Here is a 21,372-nt window from a genome sequence, read left to right on the forward strand (position 1 = left end):
TTTCTCAATATTCATCTTGGATGCGAACGGATGTAAGTACACCAATATCAAGTTCCTCACGGATTTCCCTCATGACATATTCGTCACCCAGGTCAATTGCTTCAACACCGAGTTTCCTGGCAACATAGTCCTTGGCTTCATTTATGCGCATGTTCTCGGAGAACTCCATTCTTGCAACAAGGTCACCTGCTGCACGCATACCTGTAAGACCGGATGCCATAATGTGTGAGATTGGCATACCGACTGGGTCGCCAACTCCTATCTAAACACCATCTACACCTGCAACTTCTACCATTGCCTTGCTGGCACGGGTTACTGCATCGATTGGTGGAGTCTCGAACATTGGGATACCGCCGACACCCATACCCATATTTACATGGCAGGGAATGTTTGAAGCTGAAACAGTTGCTTTGGTGAAAGTTACTGAACGAGCAAGGTTCCATGCGGAGGATTTGCTGGTGTTGGTGTTGCAGACCGGACCGAACACATTTGCACCGGCTTCCTCTGCAAGAGGTACCTGCTCATGTGGCCAGAGGCCTGCAAGAACATTACCTTCGAACTCAAGTTCGCCGTGCATACCAAGAGTACATTCTCCGGCCATTCCTGCTTCGATGTAGATATCGGGGAATTCTTCCCTGAGCGCCTTGATAGAATAAAGGGAAGCATAAAAATCACCATCTCCAGCTGCACCGATAGTATCAAAGTTGACACCGTCACAGCCTACTTTCTGCAGGTGCTGCATGATCCAGGTCATGTCACGGGTTGCATGGTCACCGGCATGCTCGATGGATTCACGGGCCTCATTGATCTTGAAAGCCTTCAGGAGGTCACCAGGGTTTTCGAATGGACCATCTGGTGTATAATAGAGACCCAGGTTTGGCATTGCACCATAGAGAAGGGGGATAGTCATGTTTTCCTGACAGACTTCCATAGCCTGCTGTTCCTGAGCAATGACCGGTTTGACTGGTTTAAAACTGTAATCGATATGACCCAGTTCCATTGTGTCAGCACCAAAGCCTCTCTCGTGCATCATACAGCCAGTAAGACGACTTGCAGGAATTCCGACACCACTGTTACCCTGATCACCATCGATCCTGAGGGTACCAATGTCGTGGGTAACCGGCACTTGCATACCTGGTTCGACACTTACAATGCGGTTGGAATCCATAATGATATCTGCGAGTTTGTCAAGTTCATCCCCGGAAAGTTCAGGAATGTCACCAAGGTCTGCTGCATCTGCACTACCTTCACGGAGGTCTGCAATGATCTGCTCCCTGGTCATGGAGATACGCTCGCCATCTCCCATTCTTAAGATATATTCATTTGCCATAAATAATCACCTTATAAGAGAAGTTCCTTTGCTTTGCTTACAGCTTCAGTTGCATTTTCTGCATAGCAGTCTGCACCGATCTTTTTGGCCCATGAGTTGGTTGCAGGGGCACCGCCTACCATAACTTTTACCTTGTCACGGAGACCTTCTTCTTCGAGGGCTTCGATTACTTCCTTCTGGCCCGGGAGAGTGGTGGTCATAAGTGCGGAAACACCGACCATATTTGCGTCTGTTTCCTTGATCTTGGCAATGAAATCTGCTACAGGTGCATCACGACCAATGTCATGAACTTCGAATCCTGCTGTCTGGAGCATGGTAGATACAATGGTTTTGCCAATGTCATGGACATCTCCTTCTACGGTACCATTGACAATTACACTGGCAGCCTTATCGGATGATTCAGGCATATCGCCTTTAAGTTCATCCACACCGGCCTGCATGGCTTCTGCAGCCATCATGACATGTGGAAGGAATAATTTACCCCTTTCAAAAAGGGTACCGACTTCGTTCATACCTGCTGCAAGACCATTCTCAATGATGTCGGGAGCCTCGAGTTCACCACGGGCTTTTTCGACAGCAGCAAGAACCTGGTCTTTCTTGCAACTTACAATAGCGTCAGACAATTCTTTGTATAATTCTTCTTTTGTCGTTGTTACAACCTCCTTTCCATAGAGATCCTGAGACCACCGATTTGATCGGTTTACTCACATGAAAAATAAGATATGAATTGTATATAGCCTAAATTGCATCGAATTTGCGAAAGATAAATGAATGAGCAAACTCTATGAGGTTTGTCAAGAGACACAAGTAATTACCAGTGATATGGGAAATTATAACGGTTTTAAAATACATAACCTCGTTTTAATAGACCTTGTTCTGAAATGGTATAAATAATATAAAAAAAGAAGTTTAAACCCCTTAACTAAAAGGTGAATGTATGCAATCATCATTGAGTGATACTATCTGGCTCTCTGAAAAAAGGAAAAGACTTCTTTTACTGCTAATGGAAGGACCCAGAAATATAGACCAGATCAAAACATCCCTTAATGTTACATCCAAAGCAATGATGCCCCAGATAAAAATACTCAGGGAACAAAACCTAATCATTGAAGAGGACAGGGTTTATCAGCTTTCGGATATAGGAGAAATTATAGTAAAAAATATGGTCCCACTGCTGAGAACCCTGGGAGTCATAGAGGAAAATAATGACTACTGGGCAACCCGGGATCTAAGCTCAATTCCGGAAGAACTTGATTCACGGCTGGGTGATATAGGGGAATGTATGGTAATAGAGCCGGATATGAACCATCTTTTTGACCTGCCCGAAGAATTCAGCAAGAATCTGATCAAGTCCAAAAAAGTAATGACAATAATGGCCTATTTCCATCCTCTTTATCCCGATTTATATTATGAACTGGCAAAAGACGGGGTTCAAATAGACCTTATACTTACTGAGCCAATTTACAAACGGATGAAAGAAGAACATACTGATAAATTCCGCCACATTGTTGAAAGGGAACATACCAATCTATATATTTGCAACGAAGTCAATCTAACATCCGTTGTAACAGATAGGTTCATTTATCTCTGCCTCTTCAATAAGAATGATATGTACGATCACAAGAAAATAATGAGTTTTGATGCAAGTGCACTACAATGGGGGACTGAATTATATGAACACTTCCGCCGGAAATCAACTCTGATAGAATGGGATTGACCAGGACTGACTGATTGAAATGACATGGAGAGATGTACCACTAAAATTCAAACTTATGTTTTTTATCCTGACGGGGATACTTGTGGTACTGATTACATCCACTGCAGTGATTATTTCAACAGTGACAACCCAGGAAGAGGAACTTGCATACGATCAATCAATACAGAAGGCGAAAAACTATGCCAATATGTTTGATATTGAAATGCGATCAAATCAGGCTACTGGACAGGCAATCGCCCATTCCCTTACACAGTACCATTCAGAAAACCGTACCGAAATAAACAATATTTTGTTAAAACTGCTGGAAGAAAATCCTGACTTGCTGGGAACCTATGTCTGTTATGAACCTAATACATTTGATGGGATGGATAGTAGTTATGTAAACACAACCGGCCATGATGAAACCGGGAGATTTATTCCCTACTGGAACAGGATACCGGGAAATATAACACTTGACCCATTACTTGATTATGAAACGTCCGGATACTACCAGCTGCCAAAGAAACTAAAGCGGGATATCGTTACTGAACCCTATTACTATGAAGGTGTATTCATTGTAAGTTATGTCACACCCATAATAAGAGAGGGCGAGTTTATTGGCATTGGGGGTGTCGATGTCTCCCTGAATCATCTGAATGATGTAGTAAACAAGGTAAAATCCTTTGATACCGGCCATGCAATTATGACCGGAAATACCGGGATTCTCATCTCCCACCCTACAAATGAAGAACTGGTGGGAGAAAAAACCCTCTATGACTACGATGTGCCAGAAATTACACGCATGGCTGATGAAATAAAACTCGGCAAAAGCGGCTATATAGAAACAATAGATCCCATCACCGGCAAAGATGTGGTTATGTTCTATGAACCAATAAAAACTTCAAATTTTGCATTTATCCTGGTAGTACCAAAGGATGAAATGCTTGCAGGAGTAACAGACCTCAGGAATAGGTTACTTTTGATTTCCTCAATATCATTGATATTCATGGGAGCTGTTGCAATCCTGATTACCAGATCGGTGACAGGCCCGATAAATGAAATAGTGAACGACTTTAAGAATATATCTGATGCTGCGATCGGAGGTAAACTTGATGAAAGGGCCGAAACAGACGTGGATATTGATTTCCGGGAAATACCTGAAGGATTGAATGATATACTCAATGCTCTTGAGAATGCCAGTCAGTTACGAGAAGAGATGGAAAAGGTTGTCAACAACAGCCCGGTAATTGTTTTTAAATGGAAAGCAGAAAAGAACTGGCCTGTTGAAGTTGTATCAAAGAATATATCCCAGTTTGGATATTCTCCGGAAGATTTCGGACCGAATGGCCTTGGTTATGGAGATATTATACATCCGGATGACCTGCCCGAGGTTGAGGCAAAACTGGGAGAAATATGCTCCGGTCAGGAAACCCAATTCAATATAGAGTACAGGATACTGACAAAAGACGGTGAAACCCGATGGGTTGATGAGCGTACCTTCATTCAGAGGGAGCAACGCGAAATCATACATCATATGATTAATAAAGATAATGACATCAACAGCCATGTTTCTGACCTGGAAGGTAAATGCCACGATGTGAAATATCTCCAGGGCGTAATCGTGAATATCGATGAAAGGAAACAAGCTGAAGAAGCCCTTCTTAAAATTGAAGATATACGAAAAAAAGAAATACACCACAGGATAAAGAATAATCTTCAGGTTATATCCACACTATTGTACCTTGAATCTGAAAAATTCAGGGACGAGGACGTGCTGGATGCTTTCAACAATAGCAGGGACAGAGTTCGCACAATGGCTCTTGTACATGAGAAACTTTACCAGTCAAAGGACATGGAGAGCATCGATTTTGCAGACTATAGCAAAAATCTTATCAATTATCTATCCCAATCCTATGTACTGGAAAAAAAGTGAAGTCGATATAAAAATTAATGTGGAAAACATATTTTTGGGAATGGATACAGCCGTTCCACTCGGAATAATTATTAATGAACTTGTATCCAATTCATTAAAGTATGCTTTTGATAAAGGTAAAGGCACCATAACAATCGAGCTTCAAAAAATAAATGATCATCACAAACTGGTTGTCAGTGACGATGGTATCGGAATGAAGGGTGAAATTGATTTTGAAGATACAGATTCCCTTGGCCTTTTGCTTGTCCATACACTCGCAGAACAGATAAATGCAACAATCGAAATAGACACATCAAAAGGCACAAGATTTGAAATTGTTTTCCAGGAAAAAAATAAAGAAATAACAGAGGGTGAAGATGTCAGGTGAAAAAATTCTCGTGGTAGAAGATGAAAATATAGTAGCCCTTGGCATAAAAAAAATGCTTAAAGGTATGGGTTTCAGGGTGCCCAGCATAGCGGCTTCAGGTGAAGAAGCTATACAAAAAGCTGAAATAACTTTTCCGGACCTTGTACTTATGGATATAATGCTGAAAGGTAAAATTGATGGAATTGAAGCGGCTGAAAAGATATATGGAACCATGGACATCCCTGTTGTATACCTTACAGCTTATTCGGATGATAAAATACTTGAAAGGGCAAAAAGAACAAAAACCTACGGCTATCTTATAAAGCCCTTTGAGGAAAACACCCTGCAAAATACTATAAAATTAGCTCTGGACAACTACAGGAAAGAAAAAGAAAAAAAAGAGTGAAAATATTTATTTGAATTCAGTATAGCCACACTTTCCACAGGTCAACCTGTCCTTATGTTCGGCAAGGAATACACCTTCACCACAGCGAGGACAGAACTGCCTGGTACGTTCGATATTATCGCCGTCTACTTTATAATACTCTTTTACAGCCATATAACCACCTTATTCTTCACTTGCTTCAGGTTCTGGGAGCTCATTTCTTTTGAGGCTATATTCCTTTTCAACTTCTTTCATGCGGGACGCATCTTCATAGATCCTGGCATAACCGGATAATTCCTGTTTACCGAACATGTTTCTCATGTCCTGGACTATAATAAGTTCAATAGGCACATTCAGCATGGCTGCAAGTTTTGATTTTACATCATTCCTTGCAGGTGTTGGTCCCTCAAAAGTCACATTGAACTTCAGTTCCTTTCTGTTTAGAAGAGTGTTGTTCTTCTCTTCAATTATGCTGATATCCATACAACTTCCTCCACATAGTGTATAATTGTTCTTTACAATGCTGTTGATCAATGATCTTGTCAATTAGTTCTGTCATCTCTTCCTTTTTGGAAGCAGTAATTCGGACAAACATCATACCTTCACCAGGTTGTCCATAGAGAACGACGGATCCTACAGGGGCCATCATTATTGCAGGAAGAGATGCAAGATCCTCTTCTCCCTGCACAAATATCCTGACTCGCCGATTTGAATCTAGTGCTTCCGCAAGTGCATCCACCAGTTCTTCTGTAATTGAACCGGCGGGATTATTTACAACCAGTTCCTTGAAACCTGATTGTTTTGTACCTGTGATCATCTGCTCACAAGCAGGTTGGCGATGAGTTTTGTCATCGATTACAAGTATATCTGGAATAATATTCGATTTGAGCAAGTGGAACGTAGTAACATCACCTACAGATATAAGTTTTATGGGGTCATCAAGATCCCTTGATACTTTTCCAATGTTTTCTTCGGCGGATCCTTTATAGAGGACTCCAAATTTCTTACGCAACAAAGGACGCAGGGATGCGGGTATCGAAATCGTTCCACCCAAATTACCGCACCTTCAAAGCATATTTGTCAGGAATCGTAACCCCTATCTTTTTTGCGATTTCGGACTTTTCAGGGTCCACTATAACCAAAAGTCCGCTCCAATCGTTACTAAGGTTAGTGGTGCCACAAACAGGACATTCCTGACCTGCAACAAGCCTGTGACAATCCATGCAAACAGATTCAACCATAACTAGAACTCCTGATTATTTATTTGCTACAGTGGGTTTTCTCTGTTCATCGAGCCATTCCAGCTTGCCCAGAGCAGGTTGTCGCATTGTCAGACCGATCTTACTGTCACGTGGCTCCCTTTCATTAATACTAACAGCCACTATACGAGCCCTTACGCGATCGCCTTCAGAAAGAGCTTTACTTACGTTCTTACTGACCAGCCTTCCATTCTTTCCATCATAGGACATGAAATCGTCTGTGATCTGGCTAACATGCAGAAGACCGTCCATTGCCCCTATGCTGACAAAAGCTCCAAATTCAACGGTTTCAACAACTTCACCTTCGATTACTTCCTGCAGCGTCGGTATGAACATGATCGCTTCAAAAGTAACATCATAATAGACTGCGCCATCTCCTACAAGAATATGACCTTCACCTATCTCATCAATATCAGTGATAGCTACAACAGAGCCGATCTTTTTATCAACTCGCCCTTCAAGTTTATTCTTGAGAGCATTTTTGACACTGACCCTTACATCATCGGCAAGGAGACTGGGAGCGACCCGAACTGTATCAACAAGCTTCATCCTCTTGTACATATAATTATCTCCGCAATATCATTATATAAGAATACCAGAACTTCTCATCCCTTATAAACCATTGTGCTATTATCCAGATTACAGGAAATCAAGTTTGTTCTTTTGCCTCAGCCTTACAATCGGTATTTCCTTTTCTTTCAATCTTTGCTGTAATCCAATATCATTGGTCAATACAGCTGCATCATAAACGGGTGCAAGGCGGACAATAACATCATCCGCAAATCCCTCTCCTTCTATAATATCACATCTTTCAGATAATGAAATAGCTAATTTCGCAGCCATTTTATCCTTACCCCGACAACGTCTTACAAGGCCATCAAGTTCGTGCAGGATCGCTGTGGGAAGAAGGAATTGATCAAAACCCAGTCTCCTGAGTTCTGCGAATATGTCCACACCAAATTGTGCTGGAAGCATTATCCCGTTTGTGTCAATGATAACTTTCAATCCTCAATTACCCCGATACCGATCAATCTCCATCGGGAACCAATCCTGCGGCTTATGGCAACCATTGAACCAATGTCTGCACAAACAGGTCTTTTAAGATTGACCTCGGCAACATCTTCCCTGGCACTTGTAACAATCCCCACAGTTGTGGCTGTGCCGGCGTTTAACATCAGGGGCTCACTTGTCTTGATCTGACCAATTTCCCCTTCATCATCCACTCCAACAACACGATCAAGAAGTTTTAACCTGAGGGTGAAGGAATGATTGGTACTGGGTAATGTCCCGGGTTTACCTGCTACCTGACCGGTAAGAGTATCACTTTTTGTCAGGTCCGGATCAAGCTCTGTACCCACTGCCAGCAGACCGCCGGGAGTTGCTTCATCAACGGAAGTCGTACCTGCTATAATGCCAGTTACCCTGGTATGAATAGGATCCCAGTGAATGGCACCTTCACTTTCAACTTTCCTTCCTGGTTTTATTTCCAGCTCATCACCAGCTTTCAATGTGCCCTCCGTAAGGGTACCACCGATAACACCACCTGATATCTGGTCAATAGGAATACCTGGCCGGTTTATATCAAAAGACCTTGCAATGAGCATTCGTGCATCCTTATCAAGTTTATATGTAGGAATCGGAATTACTTTTTCCATTGCATCTATAAGTGCATCGATATTGATATCCTGCTGGGCAGAAATAGGGATTATGGGAGCGTTCTCTGCAACCGTGCCTTTGACGAAATCCTTTATCTGTTTATAGTTCTCTATGACATCTTTCCTGTTTACAAGATCAATCTTGTTCTGGACTATGACAACGTTTTTGATACCAATGATGTCAAGAGCCATGAGATGTTCCTTTGTCTGGGGCTGGGGGCATTCCTCATTAGCAGCAATGACAAGAATAGCACCGTCCATAATGGCTGCACCTGAAAGCATCGTAGCCATCAGTGTTTCGTGCCCGGGAGAATCTACAAAGGATATGGTCCTGACCTGTTCTGTTTTTGCACCACAGTGAGGACATTCGTTCTTTACTGAATAACACTGTGGTACAGGGCAGGTGGGGCATTTCATCAAAGTTGTATCTGCATAACCCAGACGGATAGAGATACCTCTTTTCAGTTCTTCACTATGCTTATCAGTCCATACACCGGATAATGAACGTACAAGAGTGGTTTTTCCATGATCGACATGACCTACCATGCCGATATTAACACAAGGCTGACTCAATTTTTAATTTCCCTCCCTTTTGGGACTAAAGTAGAAATGTAGTTGATATAAGATGAATTGAACGTGAAACACTTAATAATTCTAATTACGTAAAAATGTTGCTGTCAAAACCGGATTGACAAGAATAAGGAGAGGAGTGATAAAAACATCACTCTTCTGGTTTTTGACCTGGTTTACGCCTTATATACAACACAATAGCACCTATAACCAATGCTGCAATCCCAAAACCCATAGGTAACATCAATCCGCCTGTATAGGTGTTGGATGAAGCCGATACCTGTGTTTTTATTTTCACATTATCTGAAACCCTGTCATGACCTTTAGTGTCCTCATACTTGATTTCACTGTTTATGGCATATGGTTTTTCAATCGCAGTATCCCCTACTTTAAGCTTAAATACCGCAACGGCACTTTCCCCGGCATCCATATCCCCGAGATATGCCTGGTCATCCGTGGTACTGAAAGGATCAGCTGCACTTATACGAACAATGGCATCCTTTACAGGTTCATTACCCGTATTGGTATAGGTAGCATGCAGCATACCTTCCTCACCTATATCCAGCTGCCCGGAAACATTGGTAACCTCAAATTGTGCTTCCTTTTTCACATTTACAGGAATGGTAACATTCTGGGAGCCCACATCATACCAGAGTCCCACATCCATATTTGTGACACCAAGACTTGTTTCATTATCACCGGAAACCTGGACATTTTTCTGGTAGCCGTAATAAAGACTGAGAATCAGAGGATAATCCCCTGAGGGTGCATTCTCTGAAAACTCCACATTGAACATAACAGGGGATGAAGTCTGCTCACCGGCAGCCAGTGAACCGGCTTCCTGTGGACCGGATTTCACTTCTACATTGGGATCAGGAGAAGTAAGAATTGCCACAATCCCAATCGCAGTTGTCCGTTGTGATTCATAGGACATTTCCTGTTGCTGTAGTTTCTGATCAAGTTCATCTATAGGGTCATCATCCTCCTCTGACCTGAAGCCTGTAATCAACCCCTTGTTCATAAGATTAATATTCAGCGTGACACTATCCCCACGATAAAATTCATTATCACCAACGATGTTTGCACTTACATCGGGACCTCCATATACAGTGTAGTAGTTGTCACTAAAATCAAAATTATCAGGCAAGGCATTATTCTGCGGGGTGAAACCGGCAGCTGAGGCCGGAATCAGACACATCAGGGATATTCCCAGTGCAATTATTCCTATCATTAAATTTCTTGTATTCATGGTCACTCCTCTCCTTTCCAGAATTACTTTTTCTTTTTACGGATACTGTCAATTACCAGATATATGGTTATCAAAAGAGTCAATAAAAGTGAAATCTGGGTGATATTAATCCATTCATCTGATGATTGCATTGGCACATTAATTTTCATATTATCAGAAAATGCGTAATCCCCATCCTCATCGATATAACGTATCTCACTATCTATTGCATATTCCTTGACAACAGCCATAACATCTGAGTTCACATTAAATGAAACAGTGTGTTCTTCGCCCGGTTCAAGAGTACCCAGCAATGCCGTAGAACTGCCGGTACTGAGAGGGTCCATGACGACCACCCTGGCAAGAGCACTCTCCGCGGTCAATTCACCGACATTGCGATACGTCACCTGTATTACGCTTTCTTCACCGGCAACCAGCTCTCCATCAACATCAACTATTTCGAATTCCGCTGCTTTTTCTATGTGGATAGGTATTTGCAGAGTTTTATTCGAATTATTATAGTAGGTAGCACGATCCATGTCAGGCAACCCTAGCTGAATAGTCCGGCCACCTGTCATGCGGACATCCTCCTGATACTCATAACTTACCGGAAGGAAAAGTACATAGTCCCCTGCTGGAGCATTCTCCGAAATTTCAATAGTGAATGTCATAGGACGTGAGGGTAGATCTCCGGGAACCAATTTTTCCAGGATCTGGCCATTGGTCGAAGAATCGATCTCTATATAATCAGTGGGGGAAACAAGACTGGTCTTTATACCGTAAGCAGTTGTGCGTTTTGTTTCATATTCCAGCTCTTTCATGGCAAGAGCTTGTTCGGCCTCATCGCCCTCCACGTCTGTGACAGATTTAAAGCCATGCAAAATACCCCTGTTAGAGAGAATAATATTTACATTGGCTATTTCGCCCCGATCAAAATGAGTGTCCCCTACCACTGAAGCATGAATATCCGGCATACCATAACCCCGGTAATAATTTGTAGTATATTCGTAAGTCGGGGGTATGTACTCTTTTGATTGGGCTGTGGACACACCAATAAATAGAGTTGCAAGCAGTATTACTGAGATCAGGGACAGAAAGACCATTTGTCTTCTGAAATTATTTGTATTGTGTTGGGTTCTACTCATGTGATATCAGCCCCTGTTTGAAGATTATTTGCAGATGAATCCAGATTATGCCCTGCTTTTTTTGCTCTGTGTTTATCCCTCCATTTGTCCAGGGTTACAATTACTGGAGGGAATATGACAAATGTAGCAATCAGAGCAAGGGCAACATCGATTACAGTAATGATGCCAAAACTGCTTATCATACCAAAAGCAGAAGCAACCAGTGCCAGGAAACCAAATAATGTGGTCAAACCGGAAGTAACGATAGCCTTGCCGATCTTAACACTGGCTTCACACATAGCTGCTTCCGGTAGAGCACCCTTTTCCCTCTCCTCAAAGTAGCGCTCCATCATAAGTACAGCATATTCCGAACCAACCCCCAATATCAGAGCTCCAAGGGTCGCGGTCATCGGCGTATATTCCATATTCAGATAGTACATAAGCCCTCCAGTCCACCCAATAACCATAAACATAGTTATGACGGGTACAAAGGCTTTCAGGAAATCTCTATATATTACAAGCAGACCGGCGAAAACCATTCCAAGACCCAGATAGGTCATGAAAATCCTTCCAGATGTAAGGGCACCTATGACCTCGATAAACACAAAGGAATGACCCGTTATTGTCACACTTACATCTGGTGGAGGAGCAAGCCACTGAATGTCGTTTTCAATAACGTTGGCAAGAGTTTCGATACCTTCCAGTCCCAGACCGCTCATAGCATCACCAATGTTGAGGTTGACGACCATTATATTCTGGCCACTGATGTATCGCTCCTTTGCTGAATCAGGAATCTTTGAAAGAACATGCCTCACCCCTTCCTCTGAATCCGGAAGCACTCCACCATTATTCGATTTGACAAGGGTAGCCAGACTTGTGGCTCCATAGATATTCTCACGATTATCAACTTCATGCCGGCTGAATTTATCAACCCAATCTAAAAGGTCCGGATCTGCAATATTTGAAGTCTTTATGATTATGTTGAGCTCATCATCCCCCCCTGTAATATCTCCTAGATGCTGAAGATCTATCAGGGCAGGCATATCCTCCGGCACAAAGGTTTCAGTGTCTGTCTGAATTGGCACAAAGGTATCTGCGTAGAGACCGTTTATACAGATTAAACCTGCAATGATGAGTACAGGCACGGGATGTTTCATTGTAAAAGTCGCAACCGAACGCAGGGTATTGTCAATAAAGCCGTCTGAATCTGTAGTGGTTTTCTTTTTACCAGATTTTTTGAACCTGCGTGTGATAAGCCTGTGGCGCAGGGAGTCGACATGGTGCTTCTTTGCCCTTTCCTGTCTTTTTTTTGCAAAGGTATCAAGCCCGTATATAACAGTCACACCTACAAAAAGAGAGGACAGGAAACACATAAACACACCAATAAGAAGAAGTTTTGCAAAATCCTGTACCATAGGTACTGTAGAAGTCGCAAGAGAAACAAAGCCAAGTGATGTGATTGTAAGCGCAATCATCACAGCCGGACCGACATGTTTGATCGTGTCAATAACCGCTTCTTTGGGGGATTCACCCCTCTCCAGTTCTTCCTCAATACGGTTATGGAACTGTATGGCATAATCGATCCCCAACCCAATAAGTACCGGAAACGCTGCCATGGAAATCATTGTCATGGGTATACCAAGATAACCCATTGCACCGAATGTATAGATTATTCCCAGAAGCACAATTGCAAGCGGCATCAATCTCCATCTTACGTGTCTGAATACAAGATAGAGAACAATGACCATCAAAAAGGCAGAGAGCAAGAGTAAGACACCCATACTTGACATCATTTCCTTATTCATCCCTATCTCAAAGGCAGGATCACCGGTGACGATGAAATTGTACCCGGGAGGGAACTCTGCCAGATCTACCGAGGTTTCAACTTCACGAAGAATTTCCTGTTTTCGGATCTCGCTGGTATCCCCTGCCATTTCAATATAAACAAGTGTATGGGTTTTATCCGGAGAAAGGGACGATGGAACACAAGGAATTAATTCGGACAACTGTTCATCCTTTTGCGGGATCTCAAATCTTCCGTTTTCCAGATTGTTGGCTTCCTTTACAACCGAAGAAGCACTTTGCGTACTCAGCACACCCGGTATTGAAGACGACATACTATCCAGGCGGTCAATCGCTTCCAGTAGAGCCCTGTCCTGTACATCACCCCCTTCCACCATAACAACAATGGCTTCCTTACTGAAAAGGCTCAGATAAAGGTGATCATAATTCTGGTACAGCTGCGAATCTTTATCTACAAATGTTTCTGTACCCGATTCCATCTTGATCAGCTGAGCACCTTCAAATGAAACAAGAACAAGTAACATTGCAATTATCAGAATGGCAATCGCATGATCCTCTATGAAAATACCCAGTTTCTCAAAGATGTTTTTAATAGGGAATCGCTCCTTTTAATATATAGAGATATATTTTTATACGCAAATATGCTGAATTTCTTGTATACGAGTACTTGACTATATATCGGGGATTTGGTCCATGCAATTCTGCTATATATAATTTTTTCATTACCAACAAAAAAAATTCACTTTTTACCAATTATATTAAGTATTTAAAACATTGTCAGCTATTTTTCGTTCCAGCTTTACTACCGAACGCATACTTTGCAACATTTCATCAATTTCATCCTGTTCAAGCCCTTCAAGCATGACGTTAATGAATTTCTCCATACAGCCTTCAAGCACATCCATATACCTGTAACCCGAGGAGGTTAGTGAGACCCATATTTTTCTCCGGTCCATAGGATCTGCTGTCCTTTTTACCAGGCCGTCCTTCTCAAGAGAATCAATAATGCTTGTCACACTGCTTTTTTTTCAGATCCAGGAACCTGGCAAGAGTGAAAGGCATCATCTCTTTTTCCCGGCCAAGGATAAGGATTGCATGGTTGCGGTTTTTTAAGTTTGGCAACGGCTCAGATTTGTTATCAAAAACTTTTTCCACAACATCATAAAGAACTTTTCTGGACAAGATATCATATTCCAGTTTCAGTTCTGCAAGTTCCTTCATAGATGAATGAGCATCTTCCAATTAACAACAACTCCACAGAATATTACATATCCCAAATAGTCAATTTATCGAACAATTAGAATAATGAAATATAAATTTAACCCTGGATAATTAACAGAATAGAAAATGATTTGACAGAAGTATAAAATGATGGAAAATCTGTAAATGAACTGGGGGAGGGATACAAGCAGAATCCCTCCCGTTTGGAGCGAGTGCTACAGATCAATTTTGATATATATATATACTTGTCGCGCAGAAGAACTCCAAAGTAAAGTAATTAAAACTGAAAGTAAAATAGAGCCTGTTGATAGATTAAAAAATAGACTATTATACGAAATATATAAATATTATAGATCATATGTGCCAGCACAGTGACACCATATAACCTGAAGAAACAGTTCCCTTTTACTCGGGTATATTCGGGATTTCCGTTAATTCACCCCGATGGTTCCTGAGAACATATTTTTCCTCATCTTTATCTACCATATAGTAATCCGGCATCAAAGGAATTTTACCAACATTGGTTGCAATTACATACATTGGCTGAGCAAGTCCTGTTGTGTGCCCCCGCAGCCCATCGCGTATCAATTCCGCACCTTTTTCTACCGGAGTACGGAAATGATCGATGCCCGGTGCAGGTTCACAGTAGAACAGATAATATGGTCTGATTCTTGCAGTCAATAATTTCTGATGCAAATCCCTTATGGTTTGCACATCATCATTTATGCCTTTCAACAATACTGCCTGATTACCTACATTAACACCTGCAGACACAAGATCATAGACCGCCCGTTTTGTTTTATCAGTAATCTCTTTGGGATGATTACACTGGGTATTCAGCCAAATTGGTACATCATGATATCCACCCAGTATCCTTTTCAGATTATCAGTAATCCTTTGAGGCAAAACAATAGGCAAACGTGAGCCAATACGGATCATCTCAACATGAGGAATATCCCGAAGACTTCCAATAATATATTCAATCTTTTCATCCGATAAAAGAAGAGGGTCCCCTCCCGTTATCAGAACGTCCCGGACCTCAGGATGCTGGCGAATCCATTCAATACCATCATCCACATTAAAATCCAGTTTCAGATCATGACTCACAACCAGTTCTTTCCTGAAACAATGGCGACAATAGATACCGCATTTCTGGAAAACCGTGAATGCGACCCTGTCCTTATACTGCCTGGCAATACTATCAGGCCGTACTTCTTCGGTGGCCCTGTTTTCTTTCCAGACAAGGTAATCATTCATCCCATACCTGTTATGAGTTTCCTGAAGGGATGGAACAACCTGTTTCCTGATTGGACACTCCGGATCATCCTTGTCCATAAGGGAAGCAAAATAAGGTGTAGTACCCCAGTGTGTATCAAGGGTTTTTATGGCTTCCCTTTCAGATTCAGTTAGATTGATTATTTCTTCGAGCTTTTCAAGAGAATTAATTTGATTAGTAATTTGATCTTTCCATTCTTCACTCATTATAGTGAATACTCCTTATCAAGAGATAAAAGTCATAAAATATATTGTTTATGGTAGATATTTGTAAATAGAACAAAGTTGTATAACTCAAACCCAGACAAAAAAGCACAGCCAGACAAGCCTAAAATGGTGTCTAATTAAAAACTGATTGCGTGAATGGATGGAAAAAAACTCCATCCCTGCAACACATTAAGTGAAAATTATTTCAGATAACCTTTTTTCTGAAGCCAGGCGACTTCCTGTCTTCTGTACTTCCAGACGACATCGGCTTTCGAATCCTGAATGTCCCAGGGTACTGCAAGGACCACGTCACCTTCCCTTATTCTCATACGTCTTTTACGGGAACCGGGAATTCTTCCCATTCTTACAACGCCATCCATACATTGAAGGTCAAGCCTTTTGCCTCCAAGCATTCTGGATACCGTAGCAACAATTTCATTCCTGTCCTTACGCGGAGTCCGGACTTTAGTAATTGTGCACCCTCGCTCTGTTGTTTATTCTTATTCTTTTTTTTTATTATAGTTGTTATAAGCCAGATTGATACCTCATTTAGATTTTATGAAGGAATTTTATTTTAGTGATCAGAAGACGGAATTAATACAAATTATCCTCAAAACAAACCCAATTCCTGATAATAAATTATGCAATCACAACGTTGCTCTATATGCATTCAACATATTTAAATCCAATTGAACAGAGTAAAATAAAAATTGAAATATATTAATTAGTTGTAATTGAAAATAAGTAACAAAACAAGAACTATCAAGCCACATTCAGCCTACAGTTGTAATATATTTATTGCATTTGAATCACTGTTTACTGGTTAACAAAAAGTACAGATAAAGATCAATCCTGTTTTCCACAATCCTGTCTGATCTGCTCCAATAGTATACATAACTGTACATTCTAAAACCGACATCTGTTATTAACCAGAAGTACAATGTTATTTGGTGGGAGGGATTTCCATGGACAACGATAGGGAAAATTTCTGGGAAAAACAATCCTTTGTAGTAATAACTGACAATACCAAGCCGGCAATGAAGTACACCATAGATGAACTCAATAAAAGAGGTAAAGAAGTGTATGTTTTTGATTTGTCAGCTAACCCCGATAAAGGAGACATAAAAAGTGTTGATGATATACCGGACAATGTAGAAAATACTGTACTGGGAATCACAACCTCTGATTCGGCAGACTTTGTGCAAGCCCTCAAAAACAGAGGATTTTCTAATTTCTGGATACACTGGCGTACCGAAACTCCAGGAATCGAGGAGATGAGGGATCCTGATATACAGATAATCAAGGGAAAATGTCCTATGATGTACCTGGGGAAGGATTTCAGCATCCATGGCCTGCACAGATCAATTGCTAAATTTACAGGAAAGTACTGAATAAAACAGAGAATTAATTCGCAATAATTACTTAAGTTATTCAGGACAAAAGTCTATGCAAGGGGAATGTCAATGGATAAAGAAGACAAAACCATTATAAAAGTATCAAAAGACGGGCCATACATTGTAAGCAATCTCAACACCCTGCGTAATTCAAAAGGAGTATTTATTGAAACAAAGCCCACCATTGAAATGTGCAGATGTGGAGGATCCGGGAACAAGCCTTTTTGCGATGGCACTCACATGAAGAACGGTTTTTCAGGAGAAAAAAAAGCAGACCGCGTTCCTGACAAAATAGATACTTACAAAGGAAAAGCAATCACAATCCATGACAACCGTGGGGTATGTTCCCATATGGGCCACTGTACCGACAATTTGCCTTCGGTTTTCAGGATGGGCGTTTAACCCTGGATCGATCCTGATGGCGCTGACCCGGAAGAAATCGCAAGGGTTATAAGGATGTGCCCATCCGGAGCATTGAGCTACACCATGGATGGCCAATTGCACAAAGATTATCCGCATGATGCGGAAGTATTTGTCGGGAAGGACCGTTCCTATAATGTTGTGGGAGATATTGAACTTGATGATCCGGATGGATCTAAGCCTGAGACTCAGGACCACTATTGTTTGTGCAGATGCAGTGGCTCCAAAAACAAACCATTCTGCGATGGCAGTCACTGGTACATTGAATTCGAGGATGAGAAAAACTGAATTCATGTACATCTGGTGAAAAAGCCTAATATGAAATCGGTTGGTCTTGCAGGAAATCACCGATTATAAGTTCTTATTTTTGGAAAACTACCATTATCGATGTGACCTAATAGTGGTTCGAGATTGCCGAGAAGATAGAGGGGGCCGCATATGAAGAATATGTGCAAAATAGGGGTAAACCTATATATCCGAATGTAGATTTTTATTCCGGTGTCGTTTACAAATATCTTGACATCCCTCCCAAACTTGCAACGGCAGTTTTTGCCACTGGCAGGATATCGGGCTGGATTGCACATTGTCTCGAACAATATTCAGATAACAGATTGATAAGACCACGTGCAAAATTCGTTTAACGGATTTATATTTACAGGTGCCAATTATGGATAATAATTCAGTTTCTTTTAAAACAAGAGATACTCTTGATACCAAGGGTAAGAAGAGTACCATATACCGTCTGGATACACTTGAGGAAAATGGCCTTTGCAAAATTTCTTCTCTTCCCTATTCCATCCGGGTATTACTGGAAAATCTGGTAAGGAATACAGATGGCAAGGTTGTAACCGAAGAGGATGTAAAAAACCTTGCAGGCTGGAAACCCGGCAATGTACCAAAAACGGATATCCCATATATCCCTTCAAGGGTAATCCTGCAGGATTTTACAGGCGTACCTGCGGTTGTGGATATTGCCGCAATCAGGTCTGCAATGAAAAGACTTGGTGGAAATCCGGAGGAGATTAATCCTGTAATTCCTGCAGATCTTATTATAGACCACTCAGTACAGGTCGATTGTTACGGCACTTCCTATGCAAGAAACTGTAATGAGAAACTTGAGTTCCAGAGAAACGGGGAGCGTTATGAACTGCTGCACTGGGCACAGAATGCCTTTGACAATTTCAACGTAGTACCTCCGGGAAGCGGCATAATCCACCAGGTAAACCTTGAACACCTGGCAAATGTGGTACATCTGCGGGAAGAAAACGGCGAAACTGTCGCCTATCCCGATACTCTTGTAGGAACCGATTCCCATACCACAATGATCAATGGCCTGGGTGTCCTAGGATGGGGCGTTGGGGGCATAGAGGCTGAAGCAGTTATGCTTGGGCAACCTTACTATATGCCAATACCTGAAGTTGTGGGTTTTGAATTAAGAGGAGAACTGAAAGATGGAATCACAGCCACAGATCTTGTACTCACAGTAACCCAGATGCTCAGGGAACACGGTGTTGTAGGTAAATTCGTGGAATTCTATGGTCCCGGTTACAGGAAACTTTCCCTGCCTGACAGGGCAATCCTTGCCAACATGGGTCCGGAATACGGCGCAACAATGGGATTTTGCCCTGTTGACGAAGTTACACTGGATTACATGCTCATGACCGGACGCAGTGAAGAACATGTGAATATGGTTCGCCAATATTGCAAGGAACAGGGTCTGTTTGCAGAAAGTGATGCACCGGTTCCGGAATATACCTCTACTCTTGGACTTGATATGGGTACGGTGCAGCCCTCCCTTGCAGGTCCGAAAAGACCACAGGACCGCATTGTGCTCAGTGATATGTCCGCAGCTTTCCACAGGACAATAAAAGATGTATACTCCCTGAAGAAAGGAAGTGAAGACTTCGAGACTGATCCGGATTACAGCCGCTGGCTTGAAGAGGGCGGTTATGATGTTGTGGAAAAAACACATCCCGACCACAGCGGGATCATGAAGATCAAATGTGAAGGAGAAGACGTCGACCTAAACCACGGTTCTGTTGCCATTGCTTCCATCACATCCTGTACCAATACCTCAAATCCTTCGGTACTTATCGGTGCCGGTCTTGTTGCGAAAAAGGCAGTTGAAAGAGGACTTAAGGTCAAACCCTTTGTGAAAACCAGTCTTGGACCCGGATCAAAGGCGGTAATGGACTATCTGGAAGCAGCCGGTCTTGTACCTTATTTGGAAGCCCTGGGATTCCACCTTGTGGGCTACGGCTGTCTCACATGCATTGGAAACAGTGGACCCCTGCACGAAGCGGTAGTAAAAGAAATAGAGGACCGTGACCTGACTGTTACATCGGTACTCAGCGGAAACAGGAATTTCGAAGGCAGGATCAGCCCCCATGTAAAAGCCAATTACCTGGCATCCCCTATGCTTGTGGTCGCCTTTGCCCTGGCAGGCACAGTAGATATTGATCTCACAAAAGAATCTATTGCATGTGACCCTAACGGTGAACCAGTCTACCTGAAGGACATCTGGCCTGCAAACGGTGAGATAGAACAGTATTGTGGTAAATATGTACAGCCCGAAATGTTCGAGAAGGAATATGCCAATGTATTCCAGGGAACTGATCGCTGGCAGGAACTCGATGCGCCGGAAGGATTGCTTTATGACTGGAACAATGAATCTACCTATATCCAGGAACCCCCTTTTTTCCAGGATTTCCCCCTTGATATCGAAAATATGGAAGACATAAAGGATGCAAGGGCGCTTGTAGTTGTGGACGATAGTATAACCACCGACCACATTTCGCCTGCGGGGTCCATACCCGCCGATTATCCAGCAGGCAGGTACCTGATGGAACACGGCGTGACGGAAGAGGAATTCAATTCATATGGTTCCAGGAGGGGTAACCACGAAGTAATGATGCGTGGAACCTTCGGTAACGTGCGCCTGAAAAACAAACTTGTGCCTGGTAAGGAAGGTTCATGGACAGTTTACCTCCCTGACGGAGAGGAAATGCCAATCTATGATGCTGCCATGAAATACATGGAAAATGATATCCCTCTGGTGGTAATCGCGGGCAAGGAATACGGGACAGGCAGTTCCCGTGATTGGGCAGCCAAGGGTACACAACTGCTTGGTGTGAGAGCGGTAATCGCACAGTCCTACGAAAGGATTCACCGCAGCAATCTTGTAGGAATGGGGGTAATCCCCCTGCAATTCAGAGAAGGTGAAAGTAAAGAAGAACTGGGACTTAAAGGCGATGAAACCTACACCATCAAGGGCATCTCGGAAATGAAACCCCGGGGTGAACTCGAGGTTGTAGCCCGTGACCCAGATGGAAATGAAGTCACATTCAATGTAACTGTAAACCTCAATTCCGATATAGAGGTAGACTACTGCAAAAACGGTGGAATTCTGCACAAGTTCCTGAGAGATAAGGCAAAGGAGGAATAATTCCCCATCCTCCTTTTTTCATATTTTTCCAGAAAATTACACCTATATTTGATTCACATACTATTTTGCTACCTAAACGAT

23 protein-coding genes and 2 pseudogenes are annotated in these 21,372 nt (G+C 42.2%); 9 read left to right on the plus strand and 16 right to left on the minus strand.

Annotation, left to right across the window (positions count from 1 at the left end; genetic code table 11):
- Positions 1 to 4: 4 nt before the first annotated feature.
- Positions 5 to 1,330: pseudogene (gene mtbB / locus C9889_RS03300) on the minus strand ([dimethylamine--corrinoid protein] Co-methyltransferase).
- A gap of 11 nt (positions 1,331 to 1,341) precedes the next feature.
- Complete coding sequence (gene mtbC / locus C9889_RS03305; protein WP_129597159.1) at positions 1,342 to 1,953, minus strand: dimethylamine corrinoid protein MtbC; 612 nt, start codon at positions 1,951 to 1,953, stop codon at positions 1,342 to 1,344.
- Between the two features lie 314 nt (positions 1,954 to 2,267).
- Here mtbC and C9889_RS03310 point away from each other — a divergent pair, with 314 nt between their 5' ends.
- The 4 genes from C9889_RS03310 to C9889_RS03320 all read left to right on the plus strand — a co-directional run bounded on the left by C9889_RS03310 (position 2,268) and on the right by C9889_RS03320 (position 5,711).
- On the plus strand, positions 2,268 to 3,047 hold the full coding sequence (locus C9889_RS03310; RefSeq protein ID WP_129597161.1) for a helix-turn-helix transcriptional regulator: 780 nt from the start codon (positions 2,268 to 2,270) through the stop codon (positions 3,045 to 3,047).
- A gap of 82 nt (positions 3,048 to 3,129) precedes the next feature.
- Positions 3,130 to 4,959, plus strand: a complete 1,830-nt coding sequence (locus C9889_RS03315) for a histidine kinase dimerization/phosphoacceptor domain -containing protein (protein ID WP_318531506.1) — start codon at positions 3,130 to 3,132, stop codon at positions 4,957 to 4,959.
- A gap of 40 nt (positions 4,960 to 4,999) precedes the next feature.
- Entirely contained in the window at positions 5,000 to 5,326 is a 327-nt protein-coding gene (locus C9889_RS11090; RefSeq protein ID WP_318531585.1) for a sensor histidine kinase, read from the plus strand.
- Entirely contained in the window at positions 5,316 to 5,711 is a 396-nt protein-coding gene (locus C9889_RS03320) for a response regulator (protein ID WP_129597163.1), read from the plus strand. The genes C9889_RS11090 and C9889_RS03320 overlap by 11 nt, the downstream gene beginning before the upstream one ends.
- A 6-nt stretch (positions 5,712 to 5,717) precedes the next feature.
- Here the strand turns inward: C9889_RS03320 and C9889_RS03325 are convergent, their stop codons facing one another.
- The 14 genes from C9889_RS03325 to eif1A all read right to left on the minus strand — a co-directional run bounded on the left by C9889_RS03325 (position 5,718) and on the right by eif1A (position 16,505).
- On the minus strand, positions 5,718 to 5,864 hold the full coding sequence (locus tag C9889_RS03325) for a 30S ribosomal protein S27ae (RefSeq protein WP_013036965.1): 147 nt from the start codon (positions 5,862 to 5,864) through the stop codon (positions 5,718 to 5,720).
- Between the two features lie 9 nt (positions 5,865 to 5,873).
- On the minus strand, positions 5,874 to 6,173 hold the full coding sequence (locus C9889_RS03330) for a 30S ribosomal protein S24e (protein ID WP_129597165.1): 300 nt from the start codon (positions 6,171 to 6,173) through the stop codon (positions 5,874 to 5,876).
- Complete coding sequence (locus C9889_RS03335; protein ID WP_129597167.1) at positions 6,154 to 6,744, minus strand: GTP-dependent dephospho-CoA kinase family protein; 591 nt, start codon at positions 6,742 to 6,744, stop codon at positions 6,154 to 6,156. The genes C9889_RS03330 and C9889_RS03335 overlap by 20 nt, the downstream gene beginning before the upstream one ends.
- A gap of 1 nt (position 6,745) precedes the next feature.
- Entirely contained in the window at positions 6,746 to 6,931 is a 186-nt protein-coding gene (spt4, locus tag C9889_RS03340) for a transcription elongation factor subunit Spt4 (protein WP_072359208.1), read from the minus strand.
- Between the two features lie 15 nt (positions 6,932 to 6,946).
- Positions 6,947 to 7,510: a DNA-directed RNA polymerase gene (locus C9889_RS03345; protein WP_129597169.1), complete on the minus strand. Its 564-nt coding sequence runs from the start codon at positions 7,508 to 7,510 to the stop codon at positions 6,947 to 6,949.
- Positions 7,511 to 7,588: 78 nt separating this feature from the next.
- Positions 7,589 to 7,954, minus strand: a complete 366-nt coding sequence (locus tag C9889_RS03350) for a DNA-binding protein (protein ID WP_129597171.1) — start codon at positions 7,952 to 7,954, stop codon at positions 7,589 to 7,591.
- Positions 7,951 to 9,177, minus strand: a complete 1,227-nt coding sequence (locus C9889_RS03355) for a translation initiation factor IF-2 subunit gamma (protein WP_129597173.1) — start codon at positions 9,175 to 9,177, stop codon at positions 7,951 to 7,953. Before C9889_RS03355 ends, C9889_RS03350 begins: the two co-directional genes overlap by 4 nt.
- Before the next feature lie 148 nt (positions 9,178 to 9,325).
- Positions 9,326 to 10,423: a COG1361 S-layer family protein gene (locus tag C9889_RS03360; protein ID WP_129597175.1), complete on the minus strand. Its 1,098-nt coding sequence runs from the start codon at positions 10,421 to 10,423 to the stop codon at positions 9,326 to 9,328.
- 23 nt (positions 10,424 to 10,446) lie between these two features.
- Positions 10,447 to 11,547 carry a COG1361 S-layer family protein gene (locus C9889_RS03365; protein ID WP_129597177.1) on the minus strand — a complete coding sequence of 367 codons (1,101 nt, stop codon included), beginning with the start codon at positions 11,545 to 11,547 and terminating at the stop codon, positions 10,447 to 10,449.
- Positions 11,544 to 13,862, minus strand: coding sequence for a hydrophobe/amphiphile efflux-3 (HAE3) family transporter (locus C9889_RS03370; protein ID WP_394342245.1), 2,319 nt, complete (start codon positions 13,860 to 13,862; stop codon positions 11,544 to 11,546). The genes C9889_RS03365 and C9889_RS03370 overlap by 4 nt, the downstream gene beginning before the upstream one ends.
- 225 nt (positions 13,863 to 14,087) lie before the next feature.
- Entirely contained in the window at positions 14,088 to 14,345 is a 258-nt protein-coding gene (locus C9889_RS03375) for a MarR family winged helix-turn-helix transcriptional regulator (protein ID WP_129597181.1), read from the minus strand.
- Complete coding sequence (locus C9889_RS03380; RefSeq protein WP_129597183.1) at positions 14,329 to 14,571, minus strand: hypothetical protein; 243 nt, start codon at positions 14,569 to 14,571, stop codon at positions 14,329 to 14,331. Before C9889_RS03380 ends, C9889_RS03375 begins: the two co-directional genes overlap by 17 nt.
- 384 nt (positions 14,572 to 14,955) lie before the next feature.
- Positions 14,956 to 16,032, minus strand: a complete 1,077-nt coding sequence (locus C9889_RS03385; protein ID WP_129597184.1) for a KamA family radical SAM protein — start codon at positions 16,030 to 16,032, stop codon at positions 14,956 to 14,958.
- Between the two features lie 200 nt (positions 16,033 to 16,232).
- Positions 16,233 to 16,505 (minus strand): translation initiation factor eIF-1A, encoded by a 273-nt coding sequence (gene eif1A, locus C9889_RS03390; RefSeq protein ID WP_129597186.1) that lies wholly within the window; start codon positions 16,503 to 16,505, stop codon positions 16,233 to 16,235.
- A gap of 492 nt (positions 16,506 to 16,997) precedes the next feature.
- Between eif1A and C9889_RS03395 the strand changes: the two genes are divergently transcribed.
- The 5 genes and pseudogenes from C9889_RS03395 to acnA all read left to right on the plus strand — a co-directional run bounded on the left by C9889_RS03395 (position 16,998) and on the right by acnA (position 21,291).
- On the plus strand, positions 16,998 to 17,423 hold the full coding sequence (locus C9889_RS03395; protein WP_129597188.1) for a hypothetical protein: 426 nt from the start codon (positions 16,998 to 17,000) through the stop codon (positions 17,421 to 17,423).
- 72 nt (positions 17,424 to 17,495) lie between these two features.
- Positions 17,496 to 17,852, plus strand: a pseudogene (locus C9889_RS03400) (CDGSH iron-sulfur domain-containing protein); the annotation flags it as partial.
- 30 nt (positions 17,853 to 17,882) lie between these two features.
- A complete protein-coding gene (locus tag C9889_RS10295) occupies positions 17,883 to 18,134 on the plus strand; it encodes a CDGSH iron-sulfur domain-containing protein (protein WP_394342246.1) in 252 nt (83 codons plus the stop codon).
- Between the two features lie 122 nt (positions 18,135 to 18,256).
- Positions 18,257 to 18,487 carry a citrate/2-methylcitrate synthase gene (locus tag C9889_RS03405; RefSeq protein ID WP_129599391.1) on the plus strand — a complete coding sequence of 77 codons (231 nt, stop codon included), beginning with the start codon at positions 18,257 to 18,259 and terminating at the stop codon, positions 18,485 to 18,487.
- Between the two features lie 26 nt (positions 18,488 to 18,513).
- Positions 18,514 to 21,291, plus strand: coding sequence for an aconitate hydratase AcnA (gene acnA / locus C9889_RS03410; protein ID WP_129597190.1), 2,778 nt, complete (start codon positions 18,514 to 18,516; stop codon positions 21,289 to 21,291).
- The last annotated feature ends 81 nt before the right edge of the window (positions 21,292 to 21,372 follow it).

Source organism: Methanohalophilus profundi, assembly GCF_004137855.1.
Classification (GTDB): domain Archaea; phylum Halobacteriota; class Methanosarcinia; order Methanosarcinales; family Methanosarcinaceae; genus Methanohalophilus; species Methanohalophilus profundi.